28 protein-coding genes and 1 tRNA gene are annotated in these 23,313 nt (G+C 61.2%); 21 read left to right on the top strand and 8 right to left on the bottom strand.

All coding sequences use genetic code 11. The annotated features are described in order from the left end of the window. Positions 1-8: 8 nt before the first annotated feature. A complete protein-coding gene (locus CAG29_RS19925) occupies positions 9-1,097 on the bottom strand; it encodes an asparaginase (RefSeq protein WP_085631456.1) in 1,089 nt (362 codons plus the stop codon). 351 nt (positions 1,098-1,448) lie between these two features. Here CAG29_RS19925 and CAG29_RS19920 point away from each other — a divergent pair, with 351 nt between their 5' ends. The 8 genes from CAG29_RS19920 (at position 1,449) to CAG29_RS19885 (ending at position 9,079) form a co-directional block, all read left to right on the top strand. Next, positions 1,449-1,904 carry a hypothetical protein gene (locus tag CAG29_RS19920; RefSeq protein ID WP_085631459.1) on the top strand — a complete coding sequence of 152 codons (456 nt, stop codon included), beginning with the start codon at positions 1,449-1,451 and terminating at the stop codon, positions 1,902-1,904. Positions 1,905-2,103: 199 nt separating this feature from the next. Next, entirely contained in the window at positions 2,104-3,057 is a 954-nt protein-coding gene (locus tag CAG29_RS19915; protein WP_085577467.1) for a sugar ABC transporter substrate-binding protein, read from the top strand. A 55-nt stretch (positions 3,058-3,112) separates the two neighbouring features. Beyond that, positions 3,113-4,666, top strand: coding sequence for a sugar ABC transporter ATP-binding protein (locus CAG29_RS19910; protein WP_085631461.1), 1,554 nt, complete (start codon positions 3,113-3,115; stop codon positions 4,664-4,666). Beyond that, positions 4,663-5,640: an ABC transporter permease gene (locus CAG29_RS19905; protein WP_085631463.1), complete on the top strand. Its 978-nt coding sequence runs from the start codon at positions 4,663-4,665 to the stop codon at positions 5,638-5,640. The genes CAG29_RS19910 and CAG29_RS19905 overlap by 4 nt, the downstream gene beginning before the upstream one ends. A 3-nt stretch (positions 5,641-5,643) precedes the next feature. After that, complete coding sequence (locus CAG29_RS19900) at positions 5,644-6,663, top strand: LacI family DNA-binding transcriptional regulator (protein ID WP_085577464.1); 1,020 nt, start codon at positions 5,644-5,646, stop codon at positions 6,661-6,663. Between the two features lie 24 nt (positions 6,664-6,687). Further along, complete coding sequence (gene rbsK / locus CAG29_RS19895) at positions 6,688-7,605, top strand: ribokinase (RefSeq protein ID WP_085577463.1); 918 nt, start codon at positions 6,688-6,690, stop codon at positions 7,603-7,605. Next, positions 7,602-8,006 (top strand): D-ribose pyranase, encoded by a 405-nt coding sequence (rbsD, locus tag CAG29_RS19890; RefSeq protein ID WP_085577462.1) that lies wholly within the window; start codon positions 7,602-7,604, stop codon positions 8,004-8,006. The genes rbsK and rbsD overlap by 4 nt, the downstream gene beginning before the upstream one ends. A gap of 44 nt (positions 8,007-8,050) precedes the next feature. Next, a complete protein-coding gene (locus tag CAG29_RS19885) occupies positions 8,051-9,079 on the top strand; it encodes a nucleoside hydrolase (RefSeq protein WP_085577461.1) in 1,029 nt (342 codons plus the stop codon). Between the two features lie 34 nt (positions 9,080-9,113). Here the strand turns inward: CAG29_RS19885 and CAG29_RS19880 are convergent, their stop codons facing one another. After that, entirely contained in the window at positions 9,114-9,326 is a 213-nt protein-coding gene (locus tag CAG29_RS19880; RefSeq protein WP_085577460.1) for a hypothetical protein, read from the bottom strand. Positions 9,327-9,458: 132 nt separating this feature from the next. Here CAG29_RS19880 and CAG29_RS19875 point away from each other — a divergent pair, with 132 nt between their 5' ends. Then, positions 9,459-9,764: a hypothetical protein gene (locus tag CAG29_RS19875; protein ID WP_085577459.1), complete on the top strand. Its 306-nt coding sequence runs from the start codon at positions 9,459-9,461 to the stop codon at positions 9,762-9,764. A gap of 168 nt (positions 9,765-9,932) precedes the next feature. Beyond that, complete coding sequence (locus CAG29_RS19870; protein ID WP_085577458.1) at positions 9,933-10,250, top strand: I78 family peptidase inhibitor; 318 nt, start codon at positions 9,933-9,935, stop codon at positions 10,248-10,250. A gap of 70 nt (positions 10,251-10,320) precedes the next feature. Here CAG29_RS19870 and CAG29_RS19865 read toward each other — a convergent pair whose 3' ends face one another. Continuing rightward, positions 10,321-10,533, bottom strand: a complete 213-nt coding sequence (locus CAG29_RS19865; protein ID WP_085577457.1) for a cold-shock protein — start codon at positions 10,531-10,533, stop codon at positions 10,321-10,323. Positions 10,534-10,823: 290 nt separating this feature from the next. Then, positions 10,824-11,126 carry a hypothetical protein gene (locus tag CAG29_RS19860; RefSeq protein WP_085577456.1) on the bottom strand — a complete coding sequence of 101 codons (303 nt, stop codon included), beginning with the start codon at positions 11,124-11,126 and terminating at the stop codon, positions 10,824-10,826. A 356-nt stretch (positions 11,127-11,482) separates the two neighbouring features. On the opposite strand from CAG29_RS19860, the gene thrS reads away from it, so the two are divergent. The 9 genes from thrS to CAG29_RS19810 all read left to right on the top strand — a co-directional run bounded on the left by thrS (position 11,483) and on the right by CAG29_RS19810 (position 18,938). After that, the gene (gene thrS / locus CAG29_RS19850) at positions 11,483-13,405 is read left to right on the top strand and encodes a threonine--tRNA ligase (protein WP_085631469.1); all 1,923 of its coding nucleotides are present in this window, start codon (positions 11,483-11,485) and stop codon (positions 13,403-13,405) included. Further along, positions 13,405-13,956 (top strand): translation initiation factor IF-3, encoded by a 552-nt coding sequence (gene infC, locus CAG29_RS19845; RefSeq protein ID WP_170929973.1) that lies wholly within the window; start codon positions 13,405-13,407, stop codon positions 13,954-13,956. The genes thrS and infC overlap by 1 nt, the downstream gene beginning before the upstream one ends. 60 nt (positions 13,957-14,016) lie before the next feature. Beyond that, positions 14,017-14,211, top strand: a complete 195-nt coding sequence (rpmI, locus tag CAG29_RS19840) for a 50S ribosomal protein L35 (protein ID WP_002553160.1) — start codon at positions 14,017-14,019, stop codon at positions 14,209-14,211. A gap of 30 nt (positions 14,212-14,241) precedes the next feature. After that, entirely contained in the window at positions 14,242-14,598 is a 357-nt protein-coding gene (rplT, locus tag CAG29_RS19835) for a 50S ribosomal protein L20 (protein ID WP_085577453.1), read from the top strand. A gap of 109 nt (positions 14,599-14,707) precedes the next feature. Beyond that, on the top strand, positions 14,708-15,724 hold the full coding sequence (gene pheS / locus CAG29_RS19830) for a phenylalanine--tRNA ligase subunit alpha (RefSeq protein WP_085577452.1): 1,017 nt from the start codon (positions 14,708-14,710) through the stop codon (positions 15,722-15,724). Positions 15,725-15,750: 26 nt separating this feature from the next. After that, positions 15,751-18,129, top strand: a complete 2,379-nt coding sequence (gene pheT, locus CAG29_RS19825) for a phenylalanine--tRNA ligase subunit beta (RefSeq protein ID WP_085577451.1) — start codon at positions 15,751-15,753, stop codon at positions 18,127-18,129. A gap of 3 nt (positions 18,130-18,132) precedes the next feature. After that, positions 18,133-18,435 (top strand): integration host factor subunit alpha, encoded by a 303-nt coding sequence (gene ihfA, locus CAG29_RS19820; RefSeq protein ID WP_002553164.1) that lies wholly within the window; start codon positions 18,133-18,135, stop codon positions 18,433-18,435. Beyond that, entirely contained in the window at positions 18,416-18,772 is a 357-nt protein-coding gene (locus CAG29_RS19815; RefSeq protein ID WP_085638052.1) for a MerR family transcriptional regulator, read from the top strand. The genes ihfA and CAG29_RS19815 overlap by 20 nt, the downstream gene beginning before the upstream one ends. Positions 18,773-18,861: 89 nt before the next feature. Beyond that, positions 18,862-18,938 (top strand) — tRNA-Pro (locus CAG29_RS19810). A gap of 106 nt (positions 18,939-19,044) precedes the next feature. On the opposite strand, the gene CAG29_RS19805 is transcribed toward CAG29_RS19810, so the two are convergent. Then, positions 19,045-19,251: a hypothetical protein gene (locus tag CAG29_RS19805; protein WP_085577449.1), complete on the bottom strand. Its 207-nt coding sequence runs from the start codon at positions 19,249-19,251 to the stop codon at positions 19,045-19,047. Positions 19,252-19,381: 130 nt separating this feature from the next. Here CAG29_RS19805 and CAG29_RS19800 point away from each other — a divergent pair, with 130 nt between their 5' ends. Together CAG29_RS19800 and CAG29_RS19795 are read left to right on the top strand one after the other, a co-directional pair. Next, the gene (locus CAG29_RS19800; RefSeq protein WP_085695017.1) at positions 19,382-20,608 is read left to right on the top strand and encodes an RtcB family protein; all 1,227 of its coding nucleotides are present in this window, start codon (positions 19,382-19,384) and stop codon (positions 20,606-20,608) included. Positions 20,609-20,732: 124 nt separating this feature from the next. Continuing rightward, positions 20,733-21,062, top strand: coding sequence for a hypothetical protein (locus tag CAG29_RS19795; RefSeq protein WP_085577447.1), 330 nt, complete (start codon positions 20,733-20,735; stop codon positions 21,060-21,062). Positions 21,063-21,116: 54 nt separating this feature from the next. Here CAG29_RS19795 and CAG29_RS19790 read toward each other — a convergent pair whose 3' ends face one another. From CAG29_RS19790 to CAG29_RS19780, 3 genes are all read right to left on the bottom strand, one after another. Continuing rightward, complete coding sequence (locus tag CAG29_RS19790; RefSeq protein ID WP_085577446.1) at positions 21,117-21,530, bottom strand: VOC family protein; 414 nt, start codon at positions 21,528-21,530, stop codon at positions 21,117-21,119. Between the two features lie 141 nt (positions 21,531-21,671). Then, the gene (locus tag CAG29_RS19785; RefSeq protein ID WP_256576800.1) at positions 21,672-22,262 is read right to left on the bottom strand and encodes a hypothetical protein; all 591 of its coding nucleotides are present in this window, start codon (positions 22,260-22,262) and stop codon (positions 21,672-21,674) included. A 51-nt stretch (positions 22,263-22,313) separates the two neighbouring features. Next, positions 22,314-23,249, bottom strand: a complete 936-nt coding sequence (locus CAG29_RS19780; RefSeq protein WP_085577445.1) for an alpha/beta hydrolase — start codon at positions 23,247-23,249, stop codon at positions 22,314-22,316. Positions 23,250-23,313 lie beyond the last annotated feature (64 nt).

Genomic DNA, 23,313 nt, shown 5'->3' with positions numbered 1-23,313 from the left:
AGGGTGTATCAATATTCCCAGAACATCCGCTGCAGCTCTTTACTGTCGTTGGTCTTGGTCAGTGCGACCATCGCCAGGATGCGGGCCTTCTGTGGGTTCAGGTCATGGGCGACGACCCAGTCATATTTGTCGTCGGGCTGCTCTGCGTTGCGCAGGACGAAACCGCCGGCGTTGACGTGAGACGAACGGATGATTTGCACACCGTCCTTGCGCAGGGCCTGCAGGGTCGGAACCACGCGGGAAGAGACCGAGCCGTTGCCGGTGCCGGCATGGATGATCGCCTTGGCGCCGGCCTGGGCGAGGGCCTTGTAGGCGGTGTCGCCGACATTGCCGTAGGAATAGGCGATCTCTACGTCAGGAAGGCTCTTGATGTTCTTGATGTCAAATTCCGAGTCCATCGTGTGGCGCTTGGCCGGCAGGCGGAACCAGTAGGACTTGCCTTCGACCACCATGCCCAGCGGGCCCCAAGGGCTCTTGAAGGCTTCGGTCTTGATGTTGATCATTTTGCTGACGTCGCGGCCGGACTGGATTTCATCGTTCAGCGTCACCAGCACGCCTTTGCCGCGGGCTTCCTTGCTGCTCGCGACGGCGACGGCGTTGTAGAGATTGAGCATGCCGTCCGCTGACATGGCGGTGCCCGGACGCATCGAGCCGACGACAATGATCGGCTTCTCGGTCTTCTCGACCAGGTTCAGGAAGTAGGCGGTCTCTTCGAGGGTGTCGGTGCCGTGGGTGATGACGATCCCGTCGACATCCTTGCTGTCGGCCAGTTCGGAAACGCGCCGGCCCAGTTGCAGCAGGTTTTCGTTGCTGATGCTTTCCGATGCGATCTGCATGACCTGTTCGCCGCGCACGTTCGCCAGTTTGCTCAGTTCCGGAATGCCGGCGATCAGCTGTTCGACGCCGACCTTGGCGGCCTGGTAGGTGGCGCTGTTGGCCGCGCTGGCACCGGCGCCGGCGATGGTGCCGCCGGTGGCGAGCACCACGACGTTGGCCAGCTTGGCCTGGGTTTCGACTTCTTTGGCCTGGAGGGCGGTCGGCAGGAGCATGAGAAGCGCCAAGGCGCCCGGAACCAGGGTATTGAAAGCAGACTTCATTGTTTTTCTCTCTAGTAGTGAGACGGTGCGGATGCAGGTTCATCTAGATGCGCCCCAGACCCATCTGAAAGCCGGGGGTTCAGGAGGGGAGCAGGATCTGTACCAGCCACACTCTGCTTGAGAGAAACGTTTAACCTGATGATTTACATCAATAATTTTTTGATGCGTGAAAAATGGCCGGGATGTTGGATCCGGTTTTCCGAACGGTTCCCGATTTCGCGTTCGGCTCTCCGAAAGGTACTACGCAACAGATCGAATCAGAGGAATGGCCACTCCGGCGATCCGGATTAAAGAAACAGGCCGGTTGGCCGATGCTGCTTTCAAAGGAATCCATTTCTCTCAGGAGCTCACATGTCGATGACCATCGGTTTCTCAAATCCCGGCGCAGTCACCATCGGCGGGAAAACCCCGGCCATGATCGCCAGCCTGAACGAGGCGACGGCCGAAAATTCAGATGAGGCGCTGGGGCAGGTTGAAGACGACGGCAAGGTCAGAACCGGCGGCGCAGCGCCGAGCGAGGACAAGGAAGACGCCGGCGACACCCACAGCCTTGTCGTCAAGATGCTGCTCAAGCGGATGCAGGAACTGCAGAAGCAAATGCAGCAGCAGCAACAGCAACTGGCCGCCGCGCAAGCCGCCAGCTATCCCACGCCTGAAGCCAAATCCACTGCCGTGATGGCTATCCAGGGGCAGATCTCCGGCACTGCTGCTGCGATTGCGCAGGTCGCCGGCGATCTGGCCAAAGAACTGGCCAAAGAGCTGGCGAAAGCGACGGGAAGCGGAAATCTGGTCAACACGACGGTGTGACGTCGCGGGCGGTTGCGGTTAATCGCCCTACAAAAAAAGCAGATTCCCAGTCGTTGACAAATCTCGGCAGGGTTCGCATAGTTCGGTCTACGCAAACGTTTGCGCGGCATTCCCGGTAGCGTATTCGGCTTCTGGAATGCCGCGAAGCTTACGTCAGCGCAAGCGTTGCTCACAATAATCATAAGATCGGAGTGAACCCATGAAGCTGCCATTTGCCGGACGCCTTCTCGCTGTCGCCATGCTGGCTGCCGCATCCGCCGCACTGCCCGTCTCTTCGGCCTTCGCCGAGTCTCCCGAAAAACCCAAGGTCGCGCTGGTCATGAAATCCCTGGCCAACGAGTTCTTCCTGACCATGGAAGACGGCGCCAAGGCCTACCAGAAAGAACACGCCGCCGATTTCGACCTGCTCTCCAACGGCATCAAGGACGAAACCGACACCGCCAACCAAATCCGCATCGTCGAGCAGATGATCGTCGCCAAGGTCGACGCCCTGGTCATTGCCCCGGCTGACTCCAAGGCCATGGTGCCGGTGATCAAGAAGGCCGTGGATGCCGGCATCAAGGTCATCAACATCGACAATCAGCTGGATCCAGCCGTCGTCAAAAGCAAGGACATCAACGTTCCGTTCGTGGGGCCCGACAACCGCAAGGGCGCTCGCCTGGTGGGCGAGTACCTGGCCAAGCAACTGAAGGCCGGCGACGAAGTCGGCATCATCGAAGGCGTCCCCACCACGACCAACGCCCAGGCCCGCACCGCAGGCTTCAAGGATGCGATGGGCGCGGCGCAGATCAAGGTGGTGTCGCTGCAGTCGGGTGACTGGGAAATCGACAAGGGCAACAAGGTCGCCGCTTCGATGCTCAGCGAATACCCGGAAATCAAGGCGCTGCTGGCCGGCAACGACAGCATGGCCGTCGGTGCGGTGTCGGCCGTGCGGGCCGCAGGCAAGGCCGGGCAGGTGAAAGTGGTCGGCTACGACAACATCAATGCCATCAAGCCGATGCTCAAGGACGGTCGCGTCCTGGCGACCGCCGACCAGTTCGCGGCCAAGCAGGCCGTGTTCGGCATCGAGACCGCGCTGAAGGCCCTCAAGGGCGAGAAAGTCGACAGCGCCAACGGCGTGATCGAAACGCCGGTCGCACTGGTCACCCAATAGTTTTCCGGCGACACAACGGCGCCTGCCGGCTCCGGCAGGCGCATGGAGATTCCTTATGTCTGTTTCCGCCCCGAACGCTGTCCTCACGGTCAGCGGCATCGGCAAGACCTACGCGCAACCTGTGCTTGCCGGCATCGACCTGACGCTGATGAGAGGCGAAGTCCTGGCGCTGACCGGCGAAAACGGTGCCGGAAAAAGCACGCTGTCGAAGATCATCGGCGGCCTGGTGACGCCGACCGCCGGCCAGATGCAGTTCCAGGGCAAGGCCTACAGCCCCGGCAGCCGAACTCAGGCTGAAGAACTGGGTGTGCGCATGGTCATGCAGGAGCTCAATCTGTTGCCGACCTTGTCGGTGGCGGAAAACCTGTTTCTCGACAACCTGCCCAGCCACGGCGGCTGGATCAGCCGCAAGCAACTGCGCAAGGCCGCCATCGAGGCCATGGCCCAGGTCGGGCTGGAGGCCATCGACCCGGACACGCCGGTCGGCGAGCTGGGCATCGGTCACCAGCAGATGGTCGAGATCGCCCGCAACCTGATCGGCGATTGCCATGTGTTGATCCTCGATGAGCCGACGGCCATGCTGACGGCACGCGAGGTGGAGATGCTGTTCGAGCAGATCACCCGCCTGCAGGCCCGTGGCGTCTCGATCATCTACATTTCCCATCGCCTCGAAGAGCTGGCCCGTGTCGCCCAGCGCATCGCCGTGTTGCGTGACGGCAATCTGGTCTGTGTCGAGCCGATGGCCAACTACAACAGCGAGCAACTGGTCACCCTGATGGTCGGCCGGGAGTTGGGCGAACACATCGACATGGGGCCGCGCCAGATCGGCGCGCCGCTGCTGACGGTCAACGGCCTGAGCCGTTCCGACAAGGTGCAGGACGTGTCCTTCGAGGTGCGGGCCGGCGAGATTTTCGGGATCTCCGGGCTGATCGGGGCAGGGCGCACCGAGTTGCTGCGCCTGATCTTCGGCGCCGATGCCGCAGACAGCGGTACGGTCGCGCTCGGCACGCCGGCGCAAGTGGTGAGCATCCGCTCGCCGGTGGATGCGGTGCGCAACGGCATTGCCTTGATCACCGAAGACCGCAAGGGCGAGGGGCTGCTGCTCACTCAGTCGATCAGCGCCAACATCGCATTGGGCAACATGCCGAAGATTTCCCGGGGCGGCGTCCTCAATGACGGCGAGGAAATCTCGCTGGCGCAACGACAGATCGGCGCCATGCGCATCCGCAGCTCGAGCCCCGCGCAACGGGTGTCCGAGCTGTCGGGCGGCAACCAGCAAAAGGTGGTGATCGGCCGCTGGCTGGAGCGCGACTGTGACGTGCTGCTGTTCGACGAGCCGACCCGCGGCATCGACGTCGGCGCCAAGTTCGACATCTACGCCTTGCTCGGCGAGCTGACGCGCCAAGGCAAGGCGCTGGTGGTGGTCTCCAGCGACCTGCGCGAACTGATGCTGATCTGCGACCGCATCGGTGTGCTGTCGGCCGGCCGTCTGATCGACACCTTCGAGCGTGACAGCTGGACCCAGGATGACTTGCTTGCCGCCGCGTTCGCCGGCTACCAAAAACGTGATGCGTTGCTCAACGAAGCGGCGCCTAGGGATCTCCCATGAAAACTGCATCTCCCGCCGGTATCCGTAGTGGCAATCTTTATGGCCTGGGCACCTATCTGGGGTTGGCCGGGGCCTTGCTGGCGATGGTCGCGCTGTTCTCGGTCATGAGCAGCCACTTTTTGTCCTATAACACCTTCACCACGCTGGCCAACCAGATTCCCGACCTGATGGTGCTGGCAGTGGGCATGACCTTCGTGCTGATCATCGGCGGCATCGATCTGTCGGTCGGTTCGGTGCTGGCCCTGTCGGCATCCACCGTCAGCGTCGCGATCCTCGGCTGGGGCTGGAGCGTATTGCCGGCCGCCGTGTTGGGCATGGCGGTGGCCGCGCTGGCGGGCACGGTGACCGGATCGATCACCGTGGCCTGGAGGATCCCGTCGTTCATCGTCTCGCTCGGTGTGCTGGAGATGGCCCGTGGCCTGGCGTATCAGATGACCGGTTCGCGCACCGCCTACATCGGCGATGCGTTCGCCTGGCTGTCGAACCCCATCGCCTTCGGCATTTCGCCGTCGTTCATCATCGCCTTGCTGGTGATCTTCATCGCTCAGGCAGTGCTGACGCGCACCGTGTTCGGCCGTTACCTGGTCGGCATCGGTACCAATGAGGAGGCCGTGCGCCTGGCGGGCATCAATCCGAAGCCTTACAAGATCCTGGTGTTCAGCCTCATGGGTCTGTTGGCGGGCATTGCTGCGCTGTTCCAGATTTCCCGCCTGGAGGCGGCGGATCCGAACGCCGGTTCCGGGCTGGAACTGCAAGTCATCGCAGCTGTGGTGATCGGCGGCACCAGCCTGATGGGCGGACGCGGTTCGGTGATCAGCACCTTCTTTGGCGTGCTGATCATTTCCGTGCTGGCGGCCGGTCTGGCTCAGATCGGTGCGACCGAGCCGACCAAGCGCATCATCACCGGGGCCGTGATCGTCATCGCCGTGGTGCTGGACACCTACCGCAGCCAACGCGCTGCACGGCGGGGCTGACGCATGGCAACGATCAAGGATGTGGCGGCGCTCGCGGGGATTTCCTACACGACCGTGTCCCATGTCGTGAACAAGACCCGGCCGGTCAGCGAAGAAGTGCGCCTGAAGGTCGAGGCGGCGATCAAGAGCCTCGACTATGTGCCCAGCGCGGTGGCGCGTTCGCTGAAGGCCAAGACCACAGCGACCATCGGCCTGCTGGTGCCCAACAGCCTCAATCCGTACTTTGCCGAGTTGGCGCGGGGGATCGAGGACTACTGCGAGCGCAACGGTTACTGCGTGATCCTCTGCAACTCCGATGACGATCCGGAAAAACAGCGCAATTATCTGCGGGTGCTGCTGGAAAAACGCATCGACGGTCTGATCGTCGCCTCCGCCGGCGGGGACGACGGCCTTGTCCAGGGCCTGACCGGGGTGAAGACCCCCATGGTGATTGTCGACCGTGGCCTGGACGGCGTGGATGCGGATCTGGTGCGCATCGACCATGAGTACGGCGCCTACCTGGCCACTCGCCATTTGCTGGAACTGGGGCATCGCGACATTGCCACCATCGGCGGGCCGGTCAGCACCAGCGTCGCGCAGATGCGTCTGGCCGGTTTCCGCCGGGCAATGGATGAAGCGGGGGTGGCCGTGTCGCCCGGTCGTGTGCTGGAAAGCGACTTCACCAGCACCGGCGGCTACAACGCGGCGGCCCTGCTGCTCGAGGGCAATCCGCCCACGGCGATCTTCGCCGGCAACGACATGATCGGCATCGGTGTGCTGCGGGCTGCAGCGGAACGCAACGTGCGCGTGCCCACCGAACTGTCGGTGATCGGTTTCGACGATATCCAGATGAGCCGGTACGTTTACCCTGCGCTGACCACGGTCGGTCAGTCGATCCTGCAGTTGGGGGAAATGGCGGCGGAAGTGCTGTTGCGCAGGATCGCCAGCCCGAGCCTGGCCACCGACCAACGGATCGTCACGCCGAGCATCGTCTTGCGCGAGTCGACGGCCCCCCTGTTCGGCGTGTTCACCGAATACCGCTGAAACCGAATTGATGAGTAGCGACGTATGTCAGCAAATGTAGTGGTAATAGGCAGCCTGAACATGGATCTGGTGACCCGTGCGCCTCGGCTGCCCCTTGGCGGCGAGACGCTGATCGGCCATTCGTTCACCACCGTGCCCGGCGGCAAGGGCGCCAATCAGGCAGTGGCGGCTGCCCGTTTGGGAGCGGCTGTGGCGATGGTCGGCTGCGTCGGCAACGATGCGTATGGCGCGCAATTGCGTGATGCGCTCCTGGCCGAACAGATCGATTGCCGCGCAGTCAGCACGGTCGAGGATTCCAGCGGTGTGGCGCTGATCGTGGTCGACGACAACAGTCAGAACGCGATCGTGATCGTGGCCGGTGCCAACGGTGCGCTGACCTGCGCTGTAGTGGATCGGTTCGATGACGTGCTGCAGGCGGCGGATGTAGTCATCTGCCAGCTCGAGGTTCCGGACGCCACGGTCGGTCACGCCCTCAAGCGTGCCCGGGCGCTCGGCAAGACCGTCATCCTCAATCCGGCGCCTGCCGGTCGGGCGCTCCCGCCGGACTGGTACGCCGCCATCGATTACCTGATTCCCAACGAAAGCGAGGCGGCGACCCTGAGCGGGCTGCCCGTGGATTCACGGGCGTCGGCAGAACGGGCGGCCAGCCATCTGATCGGCCTGGGCGCGGGCAAAGTGCTCATCACCCTGGGCGCCCAAGGGCTGTTGTTCGCCAGCGGCACAGGCTTCGAGCATTTCCCGGCGCCCAAGGTCAAAGCCGTCGACACCACGGCGGCGGGCGACACATTCGTCGGCGGTTTCGCCGCGGCGCTGGCGCGCGGCGAGTCTGAAGCGCAGGCCATTCGCTACGGTCAGGTCGCCGCGGCGCTGTCGGTCACCCGCGCCGGCGCACAGCCGTCCATTCCCACACGTTCCGAAGTGCAGGCATTCAAATCCTCATGAAAAAGACCCCATTGCTCAATGTCGCCCTGTCGCGCCTGATAGCCTCCCTCGGTCACGGCGACATGCTCGTGATCGGGGACGCCGGGCTGCCGGTGCCGCCCGGCGTCGAGCTGATCGACCTGGCGCTGACCCACGGTGTTCCGGCGTTCATCGACACCCTCAAGGTCGTGCTCAGCGAGATGCAGGTGGAAAGCCACGTGCTGGCCCAGGAGATTCTCGAGAGACGTCCCGCGCCGTTGGCCGTCCTCGATGAGCTGAACGGCTCAGGGGCGCTCGGTCGGCGCGACCTGCTCAGCCATGAGCAATTCAAGGCGCTCAGCCGCCAGGCGCGGGCGATTGTCCGTACCGGCGAATGCCAGCCGTACTGCAACATCGTGCTGGTGGCCGGCGTCACCTTCTGACGGGTCGCGAACCCATTCGATTTCACATGCACAAGGAGTGCGCCATGCGCCGCTATGCTAAAAAACTGCCTCAACTGTTCCGGAGCCTGCTGCTTTTGTCCCTACTGACCGCGACCGGCGCCCAGGCGGCGGAAAAGATCGACCTGATCATCGACACCGACCCGGGCGCCGATGATGTGGTCGCCCTGTTGTTCGCCCTGGCGTCGCCGGATGAGCTGAACATCCGCGCCTTGACCACCGTGGCGGGCAATGTGCGCCTGGATAAGACCTCGCGCAACGCCCGGTTGGCCCGCGAGTGGGCAGGGCGCGAAGACGTGCCGGTGTATGCCGGCGCGCCCAAGCCGCTGATGCGCACGCCGATCTATGCCGAAAACATCCATGGCAAGGAAGGCCTGTCGGGAGTCACCGTCCACGAGCCGAAAAAAGGCCTGGCCGAAGGCAATGCGGTCAACTACCTGATCGACACGCTGAAGAAGGCCAAGCCCCACAGCATCACCATCGCCATGCTCGGCCCGCAGACCAACCTGGCGTTGGCGCTGATCCAGGAGCCGGAGATCGTCCAGGGCATCAAGGAAGTGGTGATCATGGGCGGTGCGCACTTCAACGGCGGCAACATCACCCCGGTGGCGGAGTTCAACCTTTTCGCCGACCCTCAAGCGGCCGAGGTGGTGCTCAAGAGCGGCGTGAAGCTGACCTACCTGCCGCTTGACGTCACCCACAAGGTGCTCACCAGCGACGCGCGGCTCAAGCAGATCGCGGCGCTGAACAACAATGCCAGCAAGATCGTCGGCGACATCCTCAACGAATACATCAAAGGCGACATGGAGCACTACGGGATCCCGGGCGGCCCGGTGCATGACGCCACGGTGATCGCTTACCTGCTCAAGCCTCAGCTGTTCACCGGCCGTTCGGTGAATGTGGTGGTGGACAGCCGTGAAGGGCCGACTTTCGGTCAGACCATCGTTGACTGGTACGACGGCCTGAAACAGCCGAAGAACGCATTCTGGGTGGAGAACGGCGATGCCCAGGGCTTCTTCGATCTGCTGACCGAGCGCCTGAAGCGTTTGAAATGAGTGATGCGCCCGCAGGCATCGAGTTTGCGGGCTTCTATTCCCTTTCGCTGTCCGGGGTGCCTTGGAAGTCGTCGGGGTACCTTTCGAAGACCTGGTCGATGAATGACCGTGCGCCTTGCGTGCCGAGCGTCCGGACCAGCAGGTCGACGCTGATCAGCGCAAGCTCTTCCGGGCTGCCCGGACTGTAGGAACTGTGCCCCTGGGGCCAGATGGCCTTGATGTCGGCGGTGATGCTTACGGTGGTCATGGCGGGCTCTGGAGGTCGGGTCTGTCGAAGCCTTGAGTAAATCATGTTGCCCGGCGTTTGGCACTGCGACTTAGGCATGGGCGCAGGGCTGTGCGACACTTGGTCGTTTTCGGCCGAACCCAGGATTGCACCGTGCAGATTGATTTGAATGCCCCCGATGGCCTGACGCTTGAGGCTGTGCGCCGGTTGCTGGCTGAGGCCAGTGACGATGTGCATACGCAGTTGCGGGTGACCAAAGGCGGGATTGCCTATATCTCTTCTGGCGTGACGGGCGGTCAGGAAATCGATGGCCTGTCTTTCCGTCTGGAGACCTGGGCCAAGGGTTCAGGGTACGTCGGGCGTGTGGCGGCGAGCGATGACGTGTGGGTGCAGCAGATCTACAACGCACTCAAGGGCAACTGGCCGAATCCGCCGTTCGACTACATCGACGTTTACTGAGGCCGATTAATATTCAGTCACGATTGCGTGATGAAGCATGACCGGCTGTTCAGGCAGACTCGGCGCCTTTGGGGTCCGTGGAGGAGGGGTGTGTCAGCCCCGCCGTGAAACCAAACGCAGGATTGGTGGTCGCACGATCTCGAAACAACCATTGGAAAAGGAGGCTTCATGCCTATGAAATTCACCTCGCTGGGCGCGCTGGCGGCCATTGCCATGCTGGCCGGTTGCAGTTCGACTTCGAGCGAGCCGGCGAAGGATCCTGTGGCCAGCGAGGCCGGTCATGGCCGCTGCGAGGCATCGGCTGCGCAATTCGCCATCGGCAAAAAGGCTTCGCCGCAGCTTCTGGATCAGGCCCGCACCCGTGCCGGTGCGCAGAACGCCAGGTTCCTCAAGCCCAATGACATGATTACCCTGGAGTACCGTTCCGATCGCCTGAACCTGAACACCGACAACGATCTGATCGTCACCCGCGCCAGTTGCGGCTGATCGCTGCGGGCTTTTCGGCAGGCATAAAAAACCCCGTCACATGGACGGGGTTTTTTTGTGCGCCGGGAGATTACTCTGGGCGAACTTGTGCAGCTTGCATACCCTTTTGGCCTTTCTCAGCCACGAAGGATACGGCTTGGCCTTCTTTCAGGCTTTTGAAACCGTCAACTTCGATAGCTTTGAAGTGTACGAACAGGTCGTCACCGCCACCTTGAGGAGTGATGAAGCCGAAGCCTTTTTCATCGTTGAACCATTTGACGGTGCCGGATTGGCGATTAGACATGGTGTATCTCCAAGAAACATATATTTTCAGTAGTGCTGTGCTGCTCAGGCCAACTGGGCACACCGGGGTATCATAGTCGAAATGTTCGCTTTGGTAGCCCCCCGCAGGTGCTGTTTGCCAATCAGTCGTGTTTTCTTTGCAGGTTGTTTCGGCTGGAGGCCCCGGTTTGAAAGGCTTTCAAGGGCTTTGGGGCTGCAGTAAAAAACCTGTAAAACCTGCACGAAACAGGTGGGAATTCGTCATTTGCCAGCCTTTTTCCCGTGTCCGGGGGCCTCAGGCGTGCCGTCCGCTCACTTTTTCGCGGGGACGTTGGCCTTGCATTTGGCGATCTGGCCCAAGGCTTTCTGTTGCAGTTCCTGGCTGGCCTTGTTGTCCATCAGGGCCTGGATGTCGCTGGCCGAGTAGGATTTGATGGCATCGGCGCCGCAGGCGCAATGGGACTTGGCGGCCGCAGCGCCGATCTGCGGTGTCGCCGCCTGGGTGCACTGCGCCATGTATTTCTCGCGTTCGCCTTTGGGCCAGTCGGCATGGGCGCTCAGCGGCAGCAGCAGAACAACGGGGGCGAGAGCGGCGAAAAGGGTGTGCAGACGCATGCGAAGATGCTCCTTGTGGGTCAATGTCCTTCATCAGATGGGCGAAGGACGGATCAAGTTCATCACTCTGGCATAAAAACGGATGATCTGCTCTGGAATGCAACCCTGAAGCGTCCGCAGCCGTTCATCTGTGCTAGCATGCCGGGCTCGGGCGACCGCAGGCCTCCAAGGCCCATGCGGCTCCCGTGTTTTCTGTTTGAATCCCAGTCACTCTGGTTCGGTTTTCCGGTTGGCCGCAAGGCTCCTGCCGCTGTAAGGCAGGCGTTCGTCATTGAATGGCCTGGATCGGATCTTGTACTGGCTCATCCCAACCCACGTGACCTTTGGTAGGGGTCACCACTAGGAGAGGAGGCGCCATGCCAACTATTACTCTTCCCGACGGCAGTCAACGTTCTTTCGATCATCCGGTTTCCGTAGCCGAGGTCGCCGCATCCATTGGCGCGGGCCTGGCCAAGGCCACCCTGGCCGGCAAGGTCAACGGTCGGCTGGTCGACGCTTGCGATATCATCGACAGCGACTCGACGCTGCAAATCATCACGCCAAAGGATGAAGAGGGGCTGGAGATCATTCGCCACTCTTGCGCCCACCTGGTCGGTCACGCGGTCAAGCAACTGTACCCGACCGCCAAGATGGTCATCGGTCCGGTCATCGACGAAGGCTTCTACTACGACATCGCCTTCGAACGTCCTTTCACGCCGGAAGACATGGCCGCCATCGAACAGCGCATGCAGCAGCTGATCGACAAGGATTACGACGTCATCAAGAAGGTCACTCCGCGTGCGCAAGTGATCGAAGTGTTCAAGTCCCGCGGCGAAGACTACAAGCTGCGCCTGGTCGAGGACATGCCGAACGAGCAGGCCATGGGCCTGTACTATCACGAAGAATACGTCGACATGTGCCGCGGCCCGCACGTGCCGAACACCCGTTTCCTGAAGTCCTTCAAGCTCACCAAGCTGTCCGGCGCCTACTGGCGCGGCGATGCCAAGAACGAGCAACTGCAGCGCGTCTACGGCACGGCCTGGGCAGACAAGAAGCAGCTGGCCGCCTACATCCAGCGCATCGAAGAAGCCGAAAAACGCGACCACCGCAAGATCGGCAAGCGTCTCGGGCTGTTCCACACCCAGGAAGAAGCGCCGGGCATGGTGTTCTGGCACCCGAACGGCTGGACGCTCTATCAGGTGCTTGAGCAGTACATGCGCAAGGTGCAGCGCGACAACGGTTACCTCGAGATCAAGACGCCGCAGGTCGTTGACCGCAGCCTGTGGGAAAAGTCCGGGCACTGGGCCAACTACGCCGACAACATGTTCACCACTGAGTCGGAAAGCCGCGATTACGCGATCAAGCCGATGAACTGCCCTTGTCACGTGCAGGTGTTCAACCAAGGCCTGAAAAGCTACCGCGAGCTGCCGATGCGCCTGGCCGAGTTCGGCGCCTGCCACCGCAACGAGCCGTCCGGCGCCTTGCACGGCATCATGCGCGTACGTGCGTTCACTCAGGACGACGCGCACATCTTCTGCACCGAAGAGCAGATGCAGGCCGAATCCGCTGCGTTCATCAAGCTGACCATGGATGTCTACGCCGACTTCGGTTTCAAGGACATCGAGATGAAGCTGTCCACCCGTCCGGAAAAGCGCGTCGGTTCCGACGAGTTGTGGGATCGTGCCGAGTCGGCGCTGGCGGCGGCGCTCGACAGCGCGGGTCTGCCTTATGACCTGCAGCCGGGCGAGGGTGCGTTCTACGGTCCGAAGATCGAGTTCTCGCTCAAGGACTGCCTCGGCCGCGTATGGCAGTGCGGCACCTTGCAGCTCGATTTCAACCTGCCGGTGCGCCTCGGTGCCGAATACGTTTCCGAAGACAACAGCCGCAAGCATCCGGTGATGCTGCACCGGGCGATCCTCGGTTCCTTCGAGCGTTTCGTCGGGATTCTGATCGAGCACTATGAAGGGGCGTTCCCTGCGTGGCTGGCGCCGACCCAGGCGGTGATCATGAACATCACCGACAAACAGGCGGATTTCGTCGCCCAGGTCGAAAAAACTCTCAACGAAAGCGGGTTTCGTGCCAAGTCTGACTTGAGAAATGAAAAGATCGGCTTTAAAATCCGCGAGCATACTTTGCTCAAGGTTCCATATCTCTTGGTTATTGGGGATAAGGAAGTCGAGATGCAGACTGTCGCTGTGCGTACTCGTGAAGGTGCTGACCTCGGCTCGATGCCGGTCGCCCAGTTCGCCGAGTTCCTCGCGCAAGCGGTTTCCCGGCGTGGTCGCCAAGATTCGGAGTAATTATTATTAAGCGTGAAATGAGACAGGATAAACGAACTGCACCGAAGGCCCCGATCAACGAGAATATCTCGGCACGCGAGGTTCGGTTAATTGGCGCTGACGGCGAGCAGATTGGCATCGTCTCGATTGATGAAGCGCTTCGTATAGCTGAAGAAGCCAAGCTTGATCTGGTGGAAATCTCCGCCGACGCAGTCCCGCCGGTTTGCCGGGTGATGGACTACGGCAAATCGATCTTCGAGAAGAAGAAGCAGATTGCTGCGGCGAAGAAAAACCAGAAGCAGATTCAGGTCAAAGAAATCAAGTTTCGTCCAGGGACGGAGGAAGGGGATTACCAGGTAAAACTACGCAACCTGGTACGTTTCCTGAGTGACGGGGACAGGGCCAAGGTTTCCTTGCGATTCCGCGGCCGTGAGATGGCCCACCAGGAGCTGGGGATGGATCTCCTCAAGCGGGTCGAACAAGACCTGCTCGAGTACGGATCGGTCGAACAGCATCCTAAGATGGAAGGACGCCAGCTGATCATGGTCATCGCCCCGAAAAAGAAGAAGTAATCAACAGGGCACGGCAGGCCTTCTGATTATGTTTATCCACTGAATGCGGAGTATCCGAACATGCCAAAGATGAAAACCAAAAGTGGTGCTGCCAAGCGGTTTCTGAAAACTGCTAACGGCATCAAGCACAAGCACGCTTTCAAGAGCCACATCCTGACCAAAATGTCGACCAAGCGTAAGCGTCAACTGCGCGGAAGCAGCCTGCTGCATCCGTCTGACGTGGCAAAAGTCGAGCGCATGCTGCGCCTTCGTTAATTTTTGGATCAAGAATAGAGGAAGTAACTCATGGCTCGTGTAAAGCGTGGCGTCATTGCCCGTAAGCGTCACAAAAAAATTCTGAAACTTGCTAAAGGCTACTACGGTGCACGTTCGCGCGTATTCCGTGTTGCCAAGCAAGCGGTAATCAAGGCAGGCCAATACGCCTACCGTGACCGTCGTCAGAAAAAACGTCAGTTCCGCGCTCTGTGGATCGCTCGTATCAACGCTGGTGCTCGTACCAACGGTCTGTCCTACAGCCGTTTCATCGCCGGCCTGAAAAAAGCGTCCATCGAGATCGACCGTAAGGTTCTGGCTGATCTGGCAGTGAACGAAAAAGCGGCGTTTGCTGCGATTGTCGAGAAAGCTAAAGCCACCTTGGCTTAAGTACCCCCGACAGTCACCCGGCCCTGCATCTGTGGGGTCAGGTGTTAAACGTCATAAATAGGGGAAGAGCCTTCAAGCTCTTCCCCTATTTCGTATCTGGAGTCTGTACATGGAAAACCTGGATGCGCTGGTCTCTCAAGCACTAGAGGCTGTGCAAAGCGCTGAAGATATCAATGCCCTGGAGCAAATCCGGGTTCACTACCTTGGCAAGAAGGGCGAGCTGACTCAGGTGATGAAGACCCTGGGCAACCTGCCGGCAGAGGAGCGTCCGCAGGTCGGCGCCCTGATCAACGTTGCCAAGGAGCGTGTCACAGAGGTTCTCAATGCGCGCAAGGCTCTGTTTGAAGAGGCCGAGCTGGCCGCCAAACTGTCCGCCGAGTCCATTGACGTGACCCTGCCGGGCCGCGGTCAGACCTCGGGTGGCCTGCATCCGGTGACCCGGACTCTGGAACGCGTCGAACAGTTCTTCACCCGCATCGGCTACGGCATCGCCGAAGGGCCGGAGGTCGAAGACGACTACCACAACTTCGAGGCGCTCAACATCCCAGGCCATCACCCGGCCCGGTCGATGCATGACACCTTCTATTTCAACGCGAACATGCTGCTGCGCACCCATACCTCGCCGGTACAGGTCCGCACCATGGAGTCGAAAAAGCCGCCGATCCGCATCGTATGCCCGGGTCGCGTGTACCGCAGCGACTCCGATATCACCCACTCGCCGATGTTCCACCAGGTCGAAGGCCTGCTGGTCGACCGCGACATCAACTTCGCCGACCTCAAGGGCACCATCGAAGAGTTTCTGCGGGTGTTCTTCGAGAAGGAACTGGCCGTGCGCTTCCGTCCTTCCTACTTCCCGTTCACCGAGCCGTCCGCCGAAGTCGACATGGAATGTGTGATGTGCAGCGGTAAAGGCTGCCGCGTCTGCAAGCAGACCGGCTGGCTGGAAGTGATGGGCTGCGGCATGGTTCATCCGAATGTGCTGCGCATGTCCGGCATCGATCCGGAAGAGTTCTCGGGCTTCGCCTTCGGCATGGGTGTCGAGCGCCTGGCCATGCTGCGTTACGGCGTGAACGACTTGCGTCTGTTCTTCGACAACGACTTGCGGTTCCTCGCGCAATTTCGCTAGTCGTAACGAATTCTTAGGAGAGCAGGATGAAATTCAGTGAACAATGGCTGCGTGGCTGGGTCAGCCCGCAGGTAGATCGTGACGGGCTGGTTGCCCGTCTGTCGATGGCCGGTCTGGAGGTCGATAGCGTCACCCCGGCTGCCGGCGCATTCAGCGGCGTGGTGGTGGGCGAAGTGCTGAGCACCGAGCAGCACCCGGACGCCGACAAGCTGCGCGTTTGCCAAGTGAGCAACGGCAGCGAAACGTTTCAGGTCGTGTGCGGTGCGCCGAATGTGCGCCCTGGCCTGAAGATTCCGTTCGCCATGATCGGCGCCGAACTGCCGGGCGACTTCAAGATCAAGAAGGCCAAGCTGCGCGGCGTCGAGTCCAACGGCATGCTGTGCTCGCAATCCGAGCTTCAGGTCGGTGAAGGCAACGACGGTTTGATGGAGCTGCCGGCCGATGCGCCGGTAGGTGCGGATTTCCGCGTTTACCTGGATCTGGAAGATGCCAGCATCGAGGTCGACCTGACCCCGAACCGTGGCGACTGCCTGTCGCTGGCCGGCCTGGCCCGTGAAGTCGGTGCGCTGTACGACGCTCCGGTGGTGCGCCCGGTCGTGGCCCCGGTGCCGGCGGCTCACGATGAGGTGCGTCCGGTCGACGTACTGGCGCCGGCCGCTTGCCCGCGCTACCTGGGCCGCGTGATCCGCAATGTGGATCTGTCCCGGCCAACCCCGCTGTGGATGGTCGAGCGCCTGCGTCGTGCGGACGTGCGCAGCATCGATGCCGCCGTGGACATCACCAACTACGTGATGCTCGAGCTCGGTCAGCCGCTGCATGCCTTCGACCTGGCCGAGATCAATGGCGGAATCCGCGTGCGCATGGCGGAAGAGGGCGAGAAACTGGTGCTGCTCGACGGCCAGGAAGTCAGTCTGCGCAGCGATACGCTGGTGATTGCCGACCACACTCGCGCACTGGCGATTGCCGGTGTCATGGGGGGCGAGCACAGCGGCGTCTCCGCGACCACCCGCGACGTGTTCCTTGAAAGCGCGTTCTTCGACCAGATCGCGGTCGCCGGCAAGGCACGTTCCTACGGTCTGCACACCGATGCCTCTCACCGCTACGAGCGTGGCGTGGACTGGCAACTGGCCCGTGAAGCCATGGAGCGCGCCACTGGCCTGCTGCTGGACATCACCGGCGGCGAGGCCGGCCCGATCATCGAGACGGTCAGCGAGCAGCATCTGCCGTCGATCGCGCCGATCACCCTGCGTGCGCAGCGCATCGCGCAGATGCTGGGCATGGAAATGGACTCGGCCGAAGTCGAGCGTCTGCTCGGCGCCTTGGGCCTGAAGATCTCGGCTGAAGGAGCAGGGCAGTGGCGTGTCGAGGTGCCAAGCCACCGTTTCGACATCAGCCTGGAAGTCGACCTGATCGAAGAGCTGGCGCGTCTGTATGGCTACAACCGCCTGCCGGTCCGTTACCCGCAAGCCCGTCTGGCTCCGCAGGCCAAGGCGGAAGCGCGCAGCGACCTGCCGGAACTGCGTCGTCTGCTGGTGGCTCGCGGCTATCAGGAAGCGATCACCTACAGCTTCATCGATCCGAAACAGTTCGAACTGTTCAATCCAGGTGTCGAGCCGTTGCTGCTGGCCAACCCGATCTCCAACGACATGGCCGCCATGCGTTCGTCGTTGTGGCCGGGGCTGGTCAAGGTGCTGCAGCACAACCTGAACCGCCAGCAGGATCGCGTCCGTCTGTTCGAGAGCGGCCTGCGCTTCGTCGGTCAGTTGGAAGGGCTCAAGCAAGAGCCGATGCTCGCCGGTGTGGTCTGCGGCAGCCGTCTGCCGGAAGGCTGGGCGCAAGGTCGCGACGCCGTGGACTTCTTCGACGTCAAGGCCGATGTGGAAGCGGTGCTGGGCTTTGCCGGTGCATTGGGTGCTTTCACGTTCGTACCGGGCAAGCACCCTGCGTTGCATCCGGGTCAGACCGCACGCATCGAGCGAGACGGCCGCGAAGTCGGCTTCATCGGTGCCATTCACCCTGAACTGTCGAAGGCCCTGGGTCTTGACCGTCCGGTCTTTGTTTTCGAGCTGGTTCTGGCTGAAGTGGCGCAGGGCAAAATGCCTGAATTCCGTGAGTTGTCGCGCTTTCCTGAAGTGCGTCGTGACTTGGCGCTGTTGGCCGACAAAGACGTCGCCGCCAGTGCTGTGCTTGACGTAATCCGTGAAAATGCAGGCGAATGGCTGACAGATCTCAGGCTGTTTGACGTCTATCAGGGTAAAGGCATTGATCCGCATAGAAAAAGCCTTGCCGTCGGCTTGACCTGGCAGCATCCATCGCGCACTCTTAATGACGATGAGGTGAATTCGACGACGCAAAACATCCTCACCTCGCTCGAACAAAGGTTGAACGCCACGTTAAGGAAGTGACGTATGGGGGCTTTGACGAAAGCTGAGATGGCGGAACGTCTGTATGAAGAGCTGGGCCTGAACAAGCGGGAAGCCAAGGAGTTGGTCGAACTGTTTTTCGAGGAAATCAGGCACGCTCTTGAAGACAACGAGCAGGTCAAATTGTCGGGTTTCGGCAATTTCGACCTTCGGGACAAACGCCAGCGGCCTGGCCGCAACCCGAAAACGGGGGAAGAAATCCCGATCACGGCTCGCCGTGTGGTCACCTTTCGTCCAGGGCAGAAGTTGAAGGCCCGAGTTGAGGCTTATGCTGGAACCAAGTCATAACGACGAACTTCCCGTCATCCCGGGCAAACGCTACTTCACCATCGGTGAAGTCAGCGAGCTGTGTGCGGTCAAACCGCACGTGCTGCGCTACTGGGAGCAGGAGTTTCCTCAGCTCAACCCTGTCAAGCGGCGCGGAAACCGCCGGTATTATCAGCGCCAGGACGTGCTGATGATCCGGCAGATCCGCGCACTCCTTTACGATCAAGGCTTCACCATCGGTGGTGCACGTCTAAGGCTATCCAGCGATGAGGCCAAAGACGACACCACGCAGTACAAACAGATGATCCGCCAGATGATCGCCGAGCTTGAAGATGTGCTGGTGGTACTCAAGCAATAAATTACTGCTTTTAAATACTTCCAGTTTTCAAAAGCTTGCGATATATTCTTGAGCGTTCCTCGAGATTAGGAACAAGATTCACGCCTAGTCGGGGCGTAGCGCAGTCCGGTAGCGCACTAGCATGGGGTGCTAGGGGTCGAGTGTTCGAATCACTCCGTCCCGACCATTATTCCTGAGTAAAATCAGACACTTAAGCCGATCAGTCAGATCGGCTTTTTTGTGCCTGCGCAAAACGCGCGCAAAATGTCACTGTCACCCGACAAACCTTCATTTCAGTGCAACGTCACCACCTTGCGACTTTCTCCGATCCTGATTCGATCCAAGGCACGGTTCAGCGCATCCAAGGCATCCAGAAGGGCCTTTGCCTCAGCTTCCCGACCCTCCCCCCAGAGACGCTCAGCCATTTTGTTCAAGGCCTGGATAGAGCGTTCAATCTCGGCAGCGGTGGCTGCTTTGCTTTCCGGGTGTTTCTTAAGCATTGATACAACTCTGTATGCATGAAGGTGTCTGGAGCAGTCTATCTTAGCCCATGCCGAAGGGAGACTCCTGCTTCTGGGGGGGGGAACGAAGCCTGAGCCCGACCGGGTGACGAAACGAAGAATAGAGACGATGAAAGAACCTACCTACCAACTGCTGGAAGTCGCTGACGGCAAGCCGATCAAACTGTGGACCGAGGGCGTCCCGGTGGAAGAGGAAGCGCGGCGGCAATTGTTGAACACCGCCAAGATGCCGTTCATTTTCAAGCACCTGGCCGTGATGCCGGATGTGCATCTGGGCAAGGGCTCGACCATCGGCAGCGTGATTCCCACGGTCGGGGCGATCATTCCGGCGGCGGTCGGGGTGGATATCGGTTGCGGCATGATCGCTGCGCGCACCTCACTGAGGGCTGCCGATCTGCCCGACAACCTGCATGGCCTGCGCAGTGCCATCGAGCAGGCCGTCCCTCACGGCAGAACCCTGACCCGCTCAAGGCGCGATACAGGGGCGTGGGATCAGATACCGCCACAGGCAGACCAGGCCTGGGCGGCGCTGTTTCCGCGGTTCAAGGCGATCACCGACAAATACCCGAAGCTCGCCGACACGAACAACCGCAATCACCTCGGCACGCTTGGCAGCGGCAACCACTTCATCGAGGTGTGCCTGGATGAGGCCGACCGGGTCTGGTTCATGCTGCACAGCGGTTCCCGCGGCGTGGGCAACGCCATCGGCAACCTGTTCATCCAGATGGCCCAGAAGGACATGCGCCAGCACATCGCCAACTTGCCGGATCGCGATCTGGCGTACTTCGAAGAGGGCAGCCGGCACTTTGACGACTATGTGGAGGCAGTCGGGTGGGCGCAGGACTTCGCCCGGCAGAATCGGGTCATGATGATGGACGCGGTGGTCCGTGCGACCCGGACCGTCATCCGCAAACCGTTCGAAGTGGCCCTGGAAGCAGTGAACTGCCATCACAACTATGTGCAGAAGGAACGGCATTTCGGTGAGGACGTATTGATCACCCGCAAGGGGGCCGTGTCGGCGAAGAAGGGCGAGTTGGGCATCATCCCAGGGTCGATGGGGGCCAAGAGCTTCATCGTGCGCGGTCTGGGCAACGAAGAGTCGTTCTGCTCCTGCAGCCATGGCGCAGGCCGAACCATGAGCCGCACCAAGGCCAAGAATACCTTCACCGTCGCGGATCAGGTTCGCGCCACCGCTCATGTCGAGTGCCGTAAGGATGCGGACGTGATCGACGAGATCCCGATGGCCTACAAGGACATCGAGAAGGTCATGTATGCGCAGCGTGAGCTGGTGGAAGTGCTGCATACCTTGCGTCAGGTGGTGTGCGTCAAGGGATAGGCAGCGTCGGACGGCGCTGACCGTACCGCCTGCCTTCAAAGTGCCAGCAGACGGCAAACTGCTGGCCCCCGGATGATCTCCGTATCGGCAAACTCGCCTTTTTTCAAAAGGTTAGGTGGGCTATATGCGGACGATTGTCATCACCGTTGCAACGCTTTCCCTGGCTGCCCTTGCGCTGGGGGCTCAAGCGAAAGAACTGAGCAAGAGCCATCGTTTTGCATGCGCGTGGGGCTCGGACATCGCCGCAGGCGCACAGCAATCGAAACTGTCGGGGATTTCCCTGTATGGCGCGCGCAAGCGCTTGCAGGTTCGCAAGTTCCAGCAGCCATGGATGCGCATGACGGCCATGGGCATTACCGAGCAGACCTACAACAGCACTTCCCGGCTCAAGCCGGCGGCGGTCAAGCAGACCTATTACGAGCAATGCGTGCGGCATGAGCTGGCGCAGCGCTGAGCACACGGCCCGCCCTCAGGGGCGGGCTTTTTCATGCCTGGCGCCCGTGCTAAGTCACTTGTCGCTTTCGCAGTTGACCATCCAGGACACGCCGAAACGGTCCGTCAACATGCCGAAACTAGCGGCCCAGAAGGTCGCCTCCAGCGGCATGTCGATGCGTCCGTCCTTGGCCAGAGCGTTGAAGACCCGTTCCGCCTCGGCGACGCTGTCGACGTTCAGGGACACCGAGCAGCCGCTCATGCCCGGGGTCGGGCGGTCGGGAGTGGTGTCCGAGGCCATGAGCATCTGGTCGCCGACCTTGAGGCACGTATGGATGATCAGGTGGTGATGGTCTTTCGGTACGTGTTCGGCGGCAGGCGTTTCGCCGAATGACATCATCGCTTCAAGCTTGCCTTGCAGGCATTGCTCGTAAAACGTGAAGGCGGCTCGGCAGTCGCCGTTGAAGATCAGGTAAGGGTTGATTTTCATGGTAGTGCTCCCGGAAGTCGAAACGCGGGCGGCGGCGATTGTTCACCCGGCAGCGCGTTCGACGCATGAACCATAGCAAAGCGTTGGACATCGGGAGCGGCGGTGTTTTTCCAGATGTTTTGCGCATGGTTGGCGCCAGGCTTATCCGTCCACGATCACCCGCTCATCTTCGTCGCCCAGGCACACGGTCAGTTGCTGCCCGTCCTTGTCGAATGCGCAATACGGCAGCGAGCGTTGCTTGGCGACCATCAGTGGCGCGCTGATGAAGAGGAGCGACAGCAGAATCGCTACCCCGCTGCGGACAATCAACTTGAAGCGGGAAAGCGATGGGGCGCGCCGTGAGCGCTGGAACGCGCCCAGCAGCAAGAATCCCACGCCGATGAGCATGGCGATTTTGATTTCCTGCGGGCTGGTGCTGTAGATGAGGTTGTCGGAATCTTCAGGGTAGTTCGCCAGCCACCAGGCGCCGATGGACAGGGGCAGGAGTCCGGCGCCGATGCAGGCGGCGGTCGAGCCGGGCAGTCGCAGCAGCACTGTCAGCAGCAACCCGGAGGTTGCGATCAGCCAGCCGGTGGCGAACAGTTGCCCACCCAAGCCACCCATGAAGGTGCCGGTGACGTCGATGGGCGTGATCAGGCTCCAGTCATAAAAGGCGATGTGCGCCATCAAGGCCAGCAAGGCGAGCCAGCAGACGGGATAGTAAAACCACAGGGCAATGGGGCGGGGCAACACACGCGATCCTTTTCGTGACGTTCGGGGGGCGGCAGTATGCCCGGTCGGACGTCAGGAGTCCCGGGCGATTTGCCCTGGCGCCGAACCGGCCACCCTAGGCGCACGCATCAGGGCATCGATGGCCTTGCGATAGCTCTGCCCGCCCAGGGCCATGCTGTTGTTATGCGTCCCACCGGGCACCAGCAACAGCCGTTTGGGCTGCCGGGCGGCAGCGAACAACTGCTCACTGAACCGGGGCGGCACGAACGCATCTGCCTGGCCATGCACCACCAGCAGCGGCATGTGGATATCGGCGATCTTGTCGATGGAGTCGAATTTCTGCGACAGCAGCCAGCGCACCGGCAATGAGGTGTCGGCCACGGCGGCGGCTACGTCCGCCAAGGAGGTGAAGGTGGACTCGATGACCAGCCCGCGCACCGGCAGGGGGGTATGGTCCCTGGCGGCGTTGCGGCCCAGTTCGGCGGCCAGGTCGATGGCCACCGCGCCTCCCAGCGAGTGGCCGTAGATCAAGCGCTTGCCCGGATCGGGCTGCAGTTGTTGAAAGCGTTCCCAGGCCACTCGGGCGTCTTCATAGACGCTGCTTTCCGACGGCAGGTCGCCCTGGCTTTTGCCGAAACCCCGATAGTCGATGGCAAGCACCGAATAGCCGGCCGCGCGCAATTGTTCGATGCGGAACAGTTGGCCCGTCAGGTTCCAGCGAACGCCGTGCAGATAAAGGATGGCCGGAGCGTTGGCCCGTTCCGCCGGCCACCACCAGGCGTGAATGCTTTGCCCGGCCCTGAAGCGCTTCGGCTGCAGGTCGAGTTCTTGCACGCTGTCGGGCAAGCCGTGATACCAGCCTGCGGTGCCGGGTTCGATGCGAAACAGCAGCTTGCGCTCGGCATGCTCCAGCACGGCGCAGCTTGTCGGCAAGCCGATGATCAGGGCAGCCATGCAGGCGAACGTCAGCCGACGGCGTCGCAGACGGGTCATGAAAGCGGGGAGCATTAAGCGTTTCACCGGAGCGCGGACAAAGAACGCTTTGTACCAGAAGCCTTCGTCCGCGCGCGAG

The organism is Pseudomonas sp. B7(2017) (assembly GCF_002112745.1).
GTDB lineage: Bacteria > Pseudomonadota > Gammaproteobacteria > Pseudomonadales > Pseudomonadaceae > Aquipseudomonas > Aquipseudomonas ekonensis.
This window is presented reverse-complemented; position numbering and strand designations above follow the sequence as displayed.

Excerpts from the sequence above, each read along its gene's own strand:
- CAG29_RS19925 (WP_085631456.1), bottom strand. The coding sequence starts at position 1,097 with ATGAAGTCTGCTTTCAATACCCTGGTTCCGGGCGCCTTGGCGCTTCTC.
- CAG29_RS19920 (WP_085631459.1), top strand. The coding sequence starts at position 1,449 with ATGTCGATGACCATCGGTTTCTCAAATCCCGGCGCAGTCACCATCGGC.
- CAG29_RS19915 (WP_085577467.1), top strand. The coding sequence starts at position 2,104 with ATGAAGCTGCCATTTGCCGGACGCCTTCTCGCTGTCGCCATGCTGGCT.
- CAG29_RS19910 (WP_085631461.1), top strand. The coding sequence starts at position 3,113 with ATGTCTGTTTCCGCCCCGAACGCTGTCCTCACGGTCAGCGGCATCGGC.
- CAG29_RS19905 (WP_085631463.1), top strand. The coding sequence starts at position 4,663 with ATGAAAACTGCATCTCCCGCCGGTATCCGTAGTGGCAATCTTTATGGC.
- CAG29_RS19900 (WP_085577464.1), top strand. The coding sequence starts at position 5,644 with ATGGCAACGATCAAGGATGTGGCGGCGCTCGCGGGGATTTCCTACACG.
- rbsK (WP_085577463.1), top strand. The coding sequence starts at position 6,688 with ATGTCAGCAAATGTAGTGGTAATAGGCAGCCTGAACATGGATCTGGTG.
- rbsD (WP_085577462.1), top strand. The coding sequence starts at position 7,602 with ATGAAAAAGACCCCATTGCTCAATGTCGCCCTGTCGCGCCTGATAGCC.
- CAG29_RS19885 (WP_085577461.1), top strand. The coding sequence starts at position 8,051 with ATGCGCCGCTATGCTAAAAAACTGCCTCAACTGTTCCGGAGCCTGCTG.
- CAG29_RS19880 (WP_085577460.1), bottom strand. The coding sequence starts at position 9,326 with ATGACCACCGTAAGCATCACCGCCGACATCAAGGCCATCTGGCCCCAG.
- CAG29_RS19870 (WP_085577458.1), top strand. The coding sequence starts at position 9,933 with ATGCCTATGAAATTCACCTCGCTGGGCGCGCTGGCGGCCATTGCCATG.
- CAG29_RS19865 (WP_085577457.1), bottom strand. The coding sequence starts at position 10,533 with ATGTCTAATCGCCAATCCGGCACCGTCAAATGGTTCAACGATGAAAAA.
- CAG29_RS19860 (WP_085577456.1), bottom strand. The coding sequence starts at position 11,126 with ATGCGTCTGCACACCCTTTTCGCCGCTCTCGCCCCCGTTGTTCTGCTG.
- thrS (WP_085631469.1), top strand. The coding sequence starts at position 11,483 with ATGCCAACTATTACTCTTCCCGACGGCAGTCAACGTTCTTTCGATCAT.
- rpmI (WP_002553160.1), top strand. The coding sequence starts at position 14,017 with ATGCCAAAGATGAAAACCAAAAGTGGTGCTGCCAAGCGGTTTCTGAAA.
- rplT (WP_085577453.1), top strand. The coding sequence starts at position 14,242 with ATGGCTCGTGTAAAGCGTGGCGTCATTGCCCGTAAGCGTCACAAAAAA.
- pheS (WP_085577452.1), top strand. The coding sequence starts at position 14,708 with ATGGAAAACCTGGATGCGCTGGTCTCTCAAGCACTAGAGGCTGTGCAA.
- pheT (WP_085577451.1), top strand. The coding sequence starts at position 15,751 with ATGAAATTCAGTGAACAATGGCTGCGTGGCTGGGTCAGCCCGCAGGTA.
- ihfA (WP_002553164.1), top strand. The coding sequence starts at position 18,133 with ATGGGGGCTTTGACGAAAGCTGAGATGGCGGAACGTCTGTATGAAGAG.
- CAG29_RS19815 (WP_085638052.1), top strand. The coding sequence starts at position 18,416 with ATGCTGGAACCAAGTCATAACGACGAACTTCCCGTCATCCCGGGCAAA.
- CAG29_RS19805 (WP_085577449.1), bottom strand. The coding sequence starts at position 19,251 with ATGCTTAAGAAACACCCGGAAAGCAAAGCAGCCACCGCTGCCGAGATT.
- CAG29_RS19800 (WP_085695017.1), top strand. The coding sequence starts at position 19,382 with ATGAAAGAACCTACCTACCAACTGCTGGAAGTCGCTGACGGCAAGCCG.
- CAG29_RS19795 (WP_085577447.1), top strand. The coding sequence starts at position 20,733 with ATGCGGACGATTGTCATCACCGTTGCAACGCTTTCCCTGGCTGCCCTT.
- CAG29_RS19790 (WP_085577446.1), bottom strand. The coding sequence starts at position 21,530 with ATGAAAATCAACCCTTACCTGATCTTCAACGGCGACTGCCGAGCCGCC.
- CAG29_RS19780 (WP_085577445.1), bottom strand. The coding sequence starts at position 23,249 with ATGCTCCCCGCTTTCATGACCCGTCTGCGACGCCGTCGGCTGACGTTC.